The organism is Paraburkholderia pallida, assembly GCF_004524855.1.
Lineage (GTDB): Bacteria > Pseudomonadota > Gammaproteobacteria > Burkholderiales > Burkholderiaceae > Paraburkholderia > Paraburkholderia oxyphila.
Genome location: NZ_CP038151.1, coordinates 820742 through 832382, shown reverse-complemented (window position 1 = coordinate 832382; position 11641 = coordinate 820742). Strand labels below are relative to the sequence as shown.

At 62.2% G+C, this 11641-nt stretch carries 12 protein-coding genes; 6 read left to right on the top strand and 6 right to left on the bottom strand.

Going from position 1 to position 11641, the window contains the following annotated elements; all coding sequences use genetic code 11:
• Window positions 1–135 precede the first annotated feature (135 nt).
• A complete protein-coding gene (locus tag E1956_RS38550; RefSeq protein WP_134758585.1) occupies window positions 136–1848 on the top strand; it encodes a Na/Pi cotransporter family protein in 1713 nt (570 codons plus the stop codon).
• 84 nt (window positions 1849–1932) lie between these two features.
• Here the strand turns inward: E1956_RS38550 and E1956_RS38545 are convergent, their stop codons facing one another.
• The gene (locus tag E1956_RS38545) at window positions 1933–2592 is read right to left on the bottom strand and encodes a hypothetical protein (RefSeq protein ID WP_134758584.1); all 660 of its coding nucleotides are present in this window, start codon (window positions 2590–2592) and stop codon (window positions 1933–1935) included.
• A gap of 659 nt (window positions 2593–3251) precedes the next feature.
• Complete coding sequence (locus tag E1956_RS38540; RefSeq protein ID WP_134758583.1) at window positions 3252–5003, bottom strand: hybrid sensor histidine kinase/response regulator; 1752 nt, start codon at window positions 5001–5003, stop codon at window positions 3252–3254.
• Window positions 5004–5152: 149 nt separating this feature from the next.
• Here E1956_RS38540 and E1956_RS38535 point away from each other — a divergent pair, with 149 nt between their 5' ends.
• Both E1956_RS38535 and E1956_RS38530 read left to right on the top strand, forming a co-directional pair.
• On the top strand, window positions 5153–5536 hold the full coding sequence (locus E1956_RS38535) for a response regulator (protein ID WP_134758582.1): 384 nt from the start codon (window positions 5153–5155) through the stop codon (window positions 5534–5536).
• A 283-nt stretch (window positions 5537–5819) separates the two neighbouring features.
• Window positions 5820–5975: a DUF3309 family protein gene (locus tag E1956_RS38530; protein ID WP_134758581.1), complete on the top strand. Its 156-nt coding sequence runs from the start codon at window positions 5820–5822 to the stop codon at window positions 5973–5975.
• A 162-nt stretch (window positions 5976–6137) separates the two neighbouring features.
• Here E1956_RS38530 and E1956_RS38525 read toward each other — a convergent pair whose 3' ends face one another.
• Window positions 6138–6905: a hypothetical protein gene (locus E1956_RS38525; RefSeq protein WP_232072410.1), complete on the bottom strand. Its 768-nt coding sequence runs from the start codon at window positions 6903–6905 to the stop codon at window positions 6138–6140.
• A 258-nt stretch (window positions 6906–7163) separates the two neighbouring features.
• On the opposite strand from E1956_RS38525, the gene E1956_RS38520 reads away from it, so the two are divergent.
• Window positions 7164–7454: a hypothetical protein gene (locus tag E1956_RS38520; protein WP_134758580.1), complete on the top strand. Its 291-nt coding sequence runs from the start codon at window positions 7164–7166 to the stop codon at window positions 7452–7454.
• A gap of 174 nt (window positions 7455–7628) precedes the next feature.
• Here the strand turns inward: E1956_RS38520 and E1956_RS38515 are convergent, their stop codons facing one another.
• Entirely contained in the window at window positions 7629–7883 is a 255-nt protein-coding gene (locus E1956_RS38515) for a glycine zipper domain-containing protein (protein WP_134758579.1), read from the bottom strand.
• A 335-nt stretch (window positions 7884–8218) separates the two neighbouring features.
• Window positions 8219–8869, bottom strand: a complete 651-nt coding sequence (locus E1956_RS38510) for a DUF2459 domain-containing protein (protein ID WP_232072408.1) — start codon at window positions 8867–8869, stop codon at window positions 8219–8221.
• A gap of 283 nt (window positions 8870–9152) precedes the next feature.
• On the opposite strand from E1956_RS38510, the gene E1956_RS38505 reads away from it, so the two are divergent.
• The gene (locus E1956_RS38505) at window positions 9153–9482 is read left to right on the top strand and encodes a hypothetical protein (RefSeq protein ID WP_134758577.1); all 330 of its coding nucleotides are present in this window, start codon (window positions 9153–9155) and stop codon (window positions 9480–9482) included.
• Between the two features lie 390 nt (window positions 9483–9872).
• Complete coding sequence (locus E1956_RS47590; protein WP_335930042.1) at window positions 9873–10004, top strand: hypothetical protein; 132 nt, start codon at window positions 9873–9875, stop codon at window positions 10002–10004.
• A gap of 41 nt (window positions 10005–10045) precedes the next feature.
• On the opposite strand, the gene E1956_RS38495 is transcribed toward E1956_RS47590, so the two are convergent.
• Entirely contained in the window at window positions 10046–11512 is a 1467-nt protein-coding gene (locus E1956_RS38495; protein ID WP_134758576.1) for a UvrD-helicase domain-containing protein, read from the bottom strand.
• Window positions 11513–11641: the final 129 nt, after the last annotated feature.

The following is an 11641-nucleotide window of genomic DNA, read 5'->3' as shown; positions in this document are numbered from 1 at the left end:
CCGGCAACCCGTCCGCTACGCTTTGCGCGCCGCGAGCGCCCCGCGCCTGCTGAATGCCCCGGGCCCAACATCCGCGCCAATTTTCCGTTTTGCAAGAGAATAGGGGACTCGACAGCCAGCACAAGGCGCCAAGCGATGACCCCCGATCCCACCGCAATCGACCAGGCCAGCCTGAATCTGGTGCAGATGTTTGGCGTCTTGATCGGCGGGCTGGCGCTTTTCCTGCTCGGGCTGCAATTCATGACCGGGGGCTTCAAGGCCATTGCCGGCTCGAGGCTCCAGATGCTGCTCGGCGTGCTCACGGCAAACCGGTTCCGGGGCGTAGTGGCCGGCGCACTGGTGACGGCGCTGTTGAATTCGTCCACGATCACCACCGTCTTGATGGTCGGATTCGTCTCTGCCGGGCTGATGACCCTCGCGCAGTCGGTTCCGATGATCATGGGCGCGAACATCGGCTCGACGATCACCGCGCAAATCATCGCGTTCGACGTTTCCAGACTGATGCCGTTCATGCTGGCGATCGGCTTTGCCATGTACGCGTTCGGCAAGCGCGACCTGGTGCGCAGGATCGGCGAAGTCGTGATGGGGCTCGGCCTCCTGTTTCTGGGCATCGAGTTCATGGGCGACGCCACGCGTCCTCTGCGCACGTACCCGCCATTCATCGACGCCATGCAGAACATGGAGCACCCGTTGCTGGGCATCCTGGTGGGCGCCGCTTTTACGGCGATCGTACAAAGTTCCGCTGCAACGCTTGCCATCGTCATCGCCCTGGGCGCACAAGGCCTGATGCCGCTCGAGGCGGGCATTGCGCTGATTCTGGGCGCGAACGTGGGCACTTGCGGAACGGCTTTGCTGGCCTCGATAGGCAAGTCTGCAGAAGCCATCCAGGTGGGCGTGGTGCACCTCATATTCAACGTGCTGGGTGTGCTTTTCTGGGCCTTTTTCATTCCACAAATGGCCGAGCTGGCGCGCTTCGTCTCCCCGTCGTACCCCGAGTTGCAAGGCGTTGCCCGCCTCGCTGCCGAAACGCCGCGCCAGGTCGCCAACACCCACACGATATTCAGCGTGGCAAACACGCTGGTGCTGATCTGGTTCTCGGGATGGATCGCGCGGCTTGCGCGCATGATCGTCCGTACGCGGACGCCGGAAACGAAGCCGCTTGGCGATCCGGCTTACCTCGATGAAACGTCGCTAGGCGTACCGTCGCTCGGGCTTCAACGCGTTCGGCTGGAGGTGAGCCGGCTGGGCAACGAAGTGGTCGACATCGTCCGTGATGGAACCCATGTCGTGGTGAACGGATCGATTGAAGAGATCAACGCGTTGCTGGACCGGGACAAGGAAGCCGACCGGCTCTCGGCCGAAATCCTGCACTACGTCGGGCGGCTCTCGAAGGCTGAGCACTCGGAACAAGAGGGGCTGCAGATGGTGGGTTTTACTCAGGTCGTCGCGAATCTCGAGAACATCAGCGACATTATCGGCACCAATTTGATGGCGGTGAGCCAGCAGCGCTTGACCGAGCGTATCGAGCTCACGCGGCTGAACGAGGTCGCGAACTCACGTTTTGCCGAAGTCGTGATGCAAAATCTTGCGGCGATCGTCGAGACGATTGGCGAAGCCGGTGCGATTGTCGGGTCGCAAGGCATCGGGACGAAGGGCGAGATCAAGACACTCGCGGCGCAGGCGCGGCAAGGCATCCTTGGCGATCTGCAGCTCGCGCAGAAGTCGGAGGTGCTGGACTATCAACTGGCTGTCGACATGATCGAGGAATACAAGCAGATCGCGCGTCTCTCACGCGGGATCGCCAAGGTTGTTGGGGAGATGCGGGGGAAAACCGAGCTCAGCGAGTGAGGCATTAGCGGGGTTCGGTACGCTTGAATGTATTCGTCGAAATTCAAGCGCTTCACAGGCTATGGCTCATCTAGACGCAAAGCATTACTGATTAATCATGACGTCTGAGGCGACTGGGTCAAAGCTACCTCCCGAGTCCGCTCCGCGCCTGGCAACGGCATAGGACAGCAGCTTCTGCGCCTCGCGGCTCGATACGTCGACGCTCCGGGCGTGACTTGCGTTATTCCACACGCACGCCCACCGTCCCTCGCGTGCGCATTGCCGCGCGGAGTCGAGCAAGGCGTCACGCTCATGTTCTCGCAAAACCAGCTCGGCCCGGATCTGCAGCGCTTCCTTGTTGCCAGGCTGCGCGGCAAGCGCGACCATGACGGCTCTGCGAGCTGGCCATAGGCTGTTCCTATCGAGGCTTGCGCGCGCTCGGGCGACACTGCCGGTAACATCGGCACGCGCACCGGTGTTGTCTTCACGCAAATCGGTGCCGTCGCCGGCAAGATCATCGCTGGTAGCGGCGTATTGTCTGGCGCTATGCCTGTGTGCCGTGCGGACTGGCGCTTGCGATAGACGATGTGCCGGCGCGGACGCGATCACTGGCTGAGCGGCGCCATTCGCCGATTCGCCGCTCGCCGGAACCGCAAGCGCGCGCGACTGCTCGCGCACGGCTCCCTGAATCGCCTGAGCTTCGGGGGTCCGTTCCCGTTGGTCGTAATGCGAGATCCCGTACGCGGTAAATACGAGCGCGAACACCGCTACACTGGCGAACGCATAGTAGGGCGACAGCGAGTGATGCGCAGTCGCTCCGCTTGCTGCCGCGCCACGAGACACCGCCGCGTGCTGTTTCGCACCGCAGTGGGGACAAAATTTCATGACCCCATTGAGCCGGGTCCCACAACGGGGACACTGCCGCGAATCAGGGCCATCCCGGCGAGATGGATTGAACATTGGCACGCTACGACTTCGATAGATCCAGTTGGCCGCCGCAGTCCGCGGGCACATCGCAGAGGGGGATGAGTGGCACGCAATCGATGCCGAATATCGCGGGTTACCGCGTGATGGAAGAAAGCGTTGCCTCGAATATGGACTACTTCGCCGCGTAGATCAATGCGAGAATCCGCCAGGACCGCGACCTGAAGCATGGGGACATACTCTATGTGCGCATCTGATCTGATCAGGCGTACCTGATCTGGAGCCGAAAACCGGTTCCAGGATACCTAAAAAAATATAGGTATCCTGATTAAATATCCTGCCCGGTTGCTGCAGTGAGTGTCCAGCCGTGCCATGTGGTGAGGCGTTCCTGGATCCAGTTCGATCTCACGCCGCGCTCATCCGGTGACTGGAAGACGCCAGGTGCTGCTCGAGTTGGGCGCCGTATCGGGTGATGTCCGGCTTCGTGAACGGCGTCACGATCATCGAAGAATGTCTGCCAGGTCGTTGAACGAGACCGGTTTGATGAGCCTGTAGTCGAATGGGCTGCCGCCCGTCGTCTGTTCGCCTTCGCCCTGACTGTATCCGGTTACCGCGACAAACCTGGTCATCGAGCACCGGACGCGCTCGCGCAGCAGCCGGGCCAGCTCCGCGCCGCCCATCCCGGGCATCGCGAGATCAATCAGGGCAACATCGGGCGTAAAGGTTTCGACGATTAAAAGCGCTTCAGCGCCGCTTTGCGCACGTCTCACGTCGTGGCCATCCAGTTCGAGCAGCGTGCCGAGTGCCTCCGCCGCGTCAGCATTGTCATCGACAACAAGCAGGCGCAGCGGCGCGACGGCCGGCGCGGGCGTGGCATCCTGCTCGATCGGCCGCGCACACGCGATCGGCAGGCGCACGACCACTCGGGTTCCCTTGCCTTCGCCGTCGCTGGAGATGTCGATGTCGCCGTGGTGGGCGTCAACCAGATACTTCACGACCGCGAGACCGATCCCCAAGCCGCCCTCTGCGCGTGTGCGCGCGGAAGCCGACTGCGAGAACATATTGAATACGTACGGTTGCAGTGCCGGCGTAATCCCGAGGCCGTTGTCTCGCACCGTGATGACGACCTCCTCGCAGTCTGTTTGCTGCACGGGGCGGTCGCCGATGTCGGGCGCCTCCACTGATACGACAATTTCGCCGCCGGGCGGCGTGTACTTTACCGAATTGGTCAGAAGATTCGTGAGGATCTGTATCACTCGCGCGGCATCGGCGTAGACGTGCACCGGGTAGGGCGGCAGATTGACGGCCAACCGCTGTTGCCGTTGGTCGGCCTGGACTTTCACGGCGCTCACGGCATCGCCGACGATGTCCTGCAGCAGAGCACAGGAGCGATGCATCGAGAGTTTGCCATGGCGCATCCGCGAGAGGTCCAGCAGGTCGTCAACAAGGCGTCGCAACTGCGAGATCTGCCGGTCCGCGACGTCCAGTGCCGAGACTGCAACACTGTTGTCGTTGCAGACTTTGCGCAGCACCTTGAGCTCGACCTCGATGGGGGTGAGGGGATTGCGCAGTTCGTGGCCGAGCGTGGCGATAAAATTGTCCTTGTGTTCTTCAGCCAGGGCAAGGGCATGATTCGCCGCCTCGGCGGCCAGCGCATGGCGCCGTGCTTCCGACTCGGCTCTCGCAATCGCTAGTGCGGCACACGTGAAATTCGCGAGTCCGGTCAGGATTCTGCGATGCTCCGCGTCAAACCGGTATTGCTCATCACAGGACATGACCCAGAGGGTGCCCCACGGTTCGGGCAGACCCGGAATCGGCACCACGAGCTGCTCGACGACATCGGGTAACTGTCCATACTGCGTCGTGAAGTGGCGCTTCGGGTACGCGAAGAGCTGACTGGTGCCAAGCTCGAGCGTTAGTCCGTCCGGGCTGTCGTCGGCAGGAATGGCGGCCAGCGCACCGGGGTCGAGGCCGCCATCGAGCGTCTTGCAGTGAAAACACGGTGTGCCCCCAGCATTCTCGATCAGGTCGATGCCGGCGAGCGTCGCTCCACACAATTCGCGTGCCAGGCGCGCCAGTTCCGTCAACATGGCCCTGGCCGACGTGGTCATCGCGTGGGCGAGGCTGTGGAGTGCCTCGTTTTCCGCCGCGAAATCGGCAACACGGCGCGCTCGCTGGTCGAGCGCGGCGGTAGCGAGTACGCCGGACTGCCTTGCGCGGTCAACAGCGGCGGATGATGTCGATCGGGCCATCTTCCATTTCCTTCCGGCAAGGTGCAAAGCCGGGTGAGGGCATACGGACCTGAAAACGAACAGCCGAAACTGAATTGTAGGCCTCGCAAGACCACGGGGTACGTGTCTTGCTTCTCCAAATGGTATGACCAGAAGACATGGAGGTCACCATGGCTACTGTCCTGCTCGCAGATGATGACCGGCAACTTCTGCGCGCCTTTCAGACCGTTCTCGAGACGGAAGGGTTTCGCGTGCTCACGGCATCGGACGGGGAAACGGCGATGGCGATTGTCAACGCCGAGCACCCGGACGTTGTCGTCACGGACTACATGATGCCGAAGGTCGATGGCGTGGAGCTTTGCCGACGAATGAGGGCCAATCGTGCCACTGCCGGCATTCCCGTTGTCGTCATCACGGCCGCGTTTTCCGTGCCGCGTGACGGATGGAGTGCGCTTTTGACGAAGCCAGTCGGTATTGCCGATCTGCTTTCAGCCATCAGATCCTTGCTGACGGGCGCGCCGTCGATCGCTGCGCAGAAGTCCCGCAATGCGTAGGCCGCAAGCGTGCAGCACCGGTAGTGCCGGACAGATTGAACCTGCAGCGCACGCATAGTTGGCGCGGTAGTGAGGTTTTGTGCGCAGGCGAGGAGGGTACAGCGCGATTCCAGCGGGATCCTGGTCGTACAAAGTGAGAAGGAATCCTCATCGTCAAGTCGATATTGGATTCCTGAGGATTGGTCATCTGGAGTTCGAAATCGTCGTCAGAACTAGCCAGTTACTTCGGGAACGCACGTTGCGGCATGGAGTGCATCATCATTCGATACGTCACGGAGGCATTATGCTCAGCACCTTGCTTCTTATCGTCCTGATCCTGCTGCTGATCGGTGCAGTTCCGGCATGGCCGTACAGCCGGTCGTGGGGCTACGCGCCATCCGGCACGCTGGGGATCGTGGTTGTCATTGTTGTCGTGCTCGTGTTGATGGGAACGATCTAGGGTGTCAGAGTCATAGTCCTCCGGAACGGGGAGGCAACTGCTCAATAAGCTTCCGGGGCAATCGGCCATTAGCGTCAACACGAGAATCCTCTTCATGCCGCCTCGCTGCCGAAGCGGCTTTTTCCTGCGCCGCTTCGCACTGTTGCCTGGCGACAGGCAACGTCAGAGTGCCCTGACGCGTTCCCAACCGTGACGCACGGCCGTTTTGAATCGCGCCCAGGCGCTATCCGGATAGTGTGATTCCCAATGCTCGCGCGCACTCGGCTCAATCAACTGCCAGTCATGCCCGCGATATCGGTCGTCTTGCGCAAGCGCAGCTCCGTGCGCGCAGGCCCGCCGATACTCGTCGTACGACATGCCGGTGTGCGCATAGTGAGCCTCATAGTCTTTCCGAAATTCCTCTTCGCTGGGGGCACTCCCCAGCGGTGCTTCCGGGATGGGATCGCCCACGACGCCCGGCCTGGACGTCTGCGTGGCCACACCTGTGCGGTCATCGGGCGATGGCACTGCGCGAGACTGCGTGTAACCGGATATGCCAATTTTTGCGGAACCATTGCGCCATCCACTGCTGCGTTCATCGATGTCGGCTGCACCCGCGCGGCGCATCACGTCACGCGCCAGATCGACTTGCATGTCTGAAACGTCCGCACTGACAAGCGCTCCGCCGCGGCGAATCCATTCCCTGTAGTCCTCAGTTTCGGGTGGATACGCGCCGCGCTTGAAGAGCCGTGCGAATAGTTGCTCGAGCTGATCGAATACAGGCTTGCGATGGCGCACATCGCCCCCGCCCGGTGTATAGACACGCGGTCCTTTTTCGACGGCGGCGACCGACATTGAATAAACGGCAATATCGGCTTGTGCAACGCCAGCGTCGCCTAGCGCTCGCTGTGCCGTACAGGCGTCCACGTAGCTGTCGTACACGCCCAACACGGTTTGTCTCATGACTGTCTCCCTGCGGAATTGGTTTGCGGCGACTTCATCGCCATGTGAAAGACGGCCGCAACAGGTGTGCCCGAGGCGAACCTCCAACATTGGCTTTGTCAAGCGTCCGTCACGCTATGGCGAGGAACGTATGGGACAACGACCGTTGGCACGGCTGATGCGTGCATGGTGGCTGTGGATGGCGCGGATTGCGGCATCACGATTTTTCTCGGCGCGCGATGCTCTCCGGGAAGGAGGAAGGGAATCATGAAGCCCGAACAACGCTATCAATTGAATGTTTGCAGAGGCGATCTCCGGCACGTGCGCGAGTGTTTTCGCGAATGGAAGGGCGAGCCGCTGGTCTATCGCCAGAATCAACTGATGTTTGAAGGACGGGACGAGGTTCGGCCGCTTTCGCTCAACATCTACGAAAACGCGGAGCGCGCGCGCAAGGCGTTGCAGAACGCTTGCAGCCCGCAGGACACGTATGCGCTGGCCGCCGAGGTCAACGACGGCGAATCAGACAGATGGATCGTGATGGCGGCTTACAGTGAATAAATTTACACACGGCATGCAAAAAATTGCGCAGGCGTGGGCGCGGCATCGGAGCTTCTCGCAGTCGTGCAGGATGGCCGCGCCGCCTATGGCATTTTGTGCGAGTAGATATTCAGGAGACGAAAATGTTCTATTAGAGCGGCGCTCTTTTGCGCACTGAGCGCCACCTCGTACGCGTCATTCCCGCCTGGCGGCCCACAGCGCGCCAACCAGAAAGCCTACTCCCACCGCAACACCGAGCATCGAGAGTGGATTCTCCGCGACCGTATCGCGTGCCGTCATTGTCGCGTCGGCTGCGAGGCGCTGCGATTTTCCGCACAGCGCTTTGGCTCTGCCGTACAGGTGCATGTCCGCGTCGCCGAGCAAGTCGCCGGCCAGTTCCTGAGCTTCGCCCGCGGCTTCACGCATCATGCCTTTCGTCTTCATTTCCATGTTTGTCCTCCATATCGTGGCACCCCCGGGTCAGCAGCCCTCATGCCCGCGACGAAGGATAGATCTCGCAATCGGGCATGGAAGCTGCGTTTTCCGGATATGGCGGTACAGGTCTGAGTGACTGCGCGTGCCGTCGCATTGCTGCCGGCCTCGGTGCGCGTCGCGCAATGGAGCCTGCATACGCTCTCACACGAGAACAAGGGAGGTCTTCATGCACCGGTCAACGTTAATCGCACTTATGTTGCCGCTGGCGCTCGGCGGCTGTCTTTCCTTCAGCAGTAGCGACCCGAATCCACCGCCGCGCACGACGGTCGTGGTGCCGGCGCAGTCGACCGTCACAACGCCGGTTCCGGTGTGCAGTCCGGCGCCTTGCTAGGTCCGGGTGTTTTCGCGGTGCAGACGCAGGGCTTCAGATGAGGAACACTCGAAGCACCGGACGGCGCAAGCGGCAGGGCGGCGCTCGAATGCCGCGCCTGGCGCATCACGGCGCCGGCGAACAACACGGCATCGTCGATGGGCAAACCCGCCGAACGCAATCCGCGCGCAGTCCAGGTGTTGCAGGTGTGAAACGCATCGTACGTGCCTGTGGCAGCGTAGAACACCCTCCCCGGGTAGGGACCGGCGCCGAGGCGCACGGGATGGCCCGCCGTATCGGTGCGCAGCGATGCCCGCAAGTAGCTTTGTAGACCGTCTCTGCCGGCGGCACCGATTGCGAGGTGGACGACGTCAGGTGTACCAAAGGCCTCTTCGGGCGATGCCCGTAGCACAGTCATCAGAAGCGCGGCTTGGCTCGGAAGCAACGCCGAGAGCATCGTGAGCGGGTCATGCCGACGCTCGACGACATACTGGCGCTCACCAAAGCCGAAACAGAGGAACCGGGCGCCGTCGAACCCCTCAGTCAGTACGGCGAGCGACGCATCCATGTCTTCGCTGCTAACGCAAATATCCGTATGCCAGTCGCGCTGGACCAAGTCGATGGTGGTCATGGCGGGCCCGTTTGCGGCGGTGGGTATTGCAGGCGGCATGGGTGGCGTATCGGCGCACGCGGCGAGCAGGCCCCCGATTGCCGTGCATAGCGCGGCGGCGAGGATACGTCCAGACGCTGCGCAGCTTTGGGTGGCGCTCTCGCGCGATCCGGATGGCGCGCGTGTGCGCATGGCAGTCGTCAGAGCAGGTCCAGGATTCAGCACACTGCAGTGACCTGCGTTTCGCTTTGGGCACGAGGAATGCGTTTCGATTCGCAACGATTCACGGCTTTGCGAGGACGCTATGGGCATTCAATCAACCGGATGGTTTCCACTGAATCAGTATGCGCCTGTCCGCGACGGGTGGTACGAGGTTCGGCTTGTGAGCGGGGACACGGCATTTGCGAACTTTGATGCCGGTGAGTGGACGCAAAAGCCGCCGCTCGTTTTTACTCACTGGCGCGGCCTGCGCTCCGATCCGGCCAAGTCCGGCGAAGCCGAAACGATCGATGCGGCCGCGGCGGCCGCTGTAGGCGTGCGCGCGGCATGGAATGCATTCTTTCCTGGACTAGGCGACGAGCAGCATAAGCCGCTCGACGCGACTCACAGCACGCCGAAGGGCGGCAACAAGTGACAGGGTGGGTTCCAGCGCGCTAGTCATCGGGAACTGGGCCCGCTTAATTTCGATTCGTGATTTTACATAAGATAAATTAGCGAATTTTTTATGGGGTCGGATTCTATAATCCAGCATCGATCCGCTCGCCACCGACTTGCGGGTCACGTTTCGCCAACTGAAGTCCGCATCCCAGGATATGCGAGGTTTCTCGCCGCGCATCCAGAAATACATGCGCGTATTTGCTCTGGCATGGCCAGATCCGGAATTTGTGCAGCAGTCTGTTGCACAATTGCCGTGGTTCCACCTTTGACCTTGCTCGACGAGGTCAAAGATACCGGGCATCGCGACTAGTATGCCGCCAAGGCGCTCGAACACGGCCGGTCACATGCAGAATATGCGCTGCGTGGCGTGGCCAAGCCGATGGGCGTAGCCGAGTACCAACTGATGCGCGAGGTGCCACCGTCGCTGGAGACCGGCCTGCCAAACATCGACCAGATCGAGGCCGAACTGCGTCCCGACTTGCCGGACGGCACGGAGTAAACCTCGCCCGGCAGCGTCCTTGCCGCTTTCACCAGCCAGTGCTAGCGCCGGAGACTGAAAATCCGCAGCAGTTCGTCACGCAACTCGGCGATATCGAGCACATGTTGCGCGCGAGTGAGCGCTACATAGAGCAGGCGCAATTCATCCTCGTCGGGCATCGGGCTGCCGTCGGCGCCCCGCAGGCGGAAATCGTTCGCCACCTTGACCCGCTTCCATTCGAGGCCCTTCGCGCGGTGGACCGTCGAGATCACATAATCGGCGGCGCCCTCCGCCGTCGAGCGTTGCGCGAGGCCCCGCAGATAGTCGGTGCCCAGTTCGTCGACGATCCGGACAACCGGCAGCAAGTCCTGGCCAAACGCGCTGCGCGCAAACGCCTGTGCCTCGCCCCATGTCTCGAACAGCGAAAACGCGGCAGGTCGGAATGCGCGCTGTCCGGCCAATAATTGGTCCGCGCCGTCGGCATACGCAACGATCTCGGCCGCGCTCATGCGGATTGCCGGGCGCTGCCCCGCCTCGATGCCCGCAGCGAACTGCCATAGCGCCGTGACGTTCTTGCGGCATAGAACGGCGTCCACGGGCGGCGCAATCGCCGGGTCTTCGACCATGATCGAGCCAATCGCGTCTTGCCCGCGAATCGGCGTTCGTTCTCCCAGCAGGCCAAGCAGCCGGCTCGCCAGCGCCGCGAATGTCGCGCCGAAACGAAACGATTCCGTAAGCGCGCATTCGGGCGCGTCGATCCGCGCCATCGCGTTCACCGCGCCCCGCCATTCGTAGATCTGCTGGTACGGGTCGCCCACGTAGATGATCTGCGCGTGGCGCTGCCGTTCGAGCACCGAAAGCATGACGCCGTCGCTGTCCTGCGCCTCGTCGAACAGGATGTAATCGGCTTCGATGCGTGGCTCCGAAAGCGCCCAGAGCTTGAGCAGCACGTCCGGCGAAATGACATTGCGCGCCCGCGGATGAGCGCTCTCTTCCCACAGACGCACGACGTGCGGCAGCAGCCAGCTACGCAATTGCGCCGCCACGGCCTCGTCGATTTTCTCGTCGACTACGATGTGCTGCGCTTCCGGTTGGTGCTGGTCCGAGCGGCAGAACCTGCCGAGTCCGTCGGCAATCCAGCGCCCGATCTCGAACGGCGTGACGTCGACGGCCTTCCCCGTCAAGGTGCGAACCTGTACCGGCCCGAGTCCATAACGTGCGGCCAGCAGGTGCGGAGGCTCGGCCGCGAGGCTCACGCGACTTCTCAGCGTCTGAGGTACGCCAGCCCAGGCCAGCGAGTGCATCGTGCGCGCGTCGACCGTGGGAGGAAAGCGGCGGCCCGCACTCGCCGCAATATCGCGGTTGAAGGCGAGATAGGCGCCGCGCCGTCCGCCGAGTTGCTCCGCCACCAGCTGGAGCGTGGAGGTCTTGCCCGCGCCTGCATAGGCCTTGATCTTGAGGTTCCCGCCACGCAGCACCGCCTCGACGACCGCGCGCTGCTCTTGCGTGGGATTGAACGGGACTGGCATGGGAACGGAACGCAGAAGGGGGAACGTCCCGGAGTGTGCCAGAAATGAAGGCGGTTACAACAGCCCCCGCTCTGCCCCGCTCTGCCCCGCTCTGCCCCGCGCTGACCGCGGTTCAAAACGCTCCCGCAT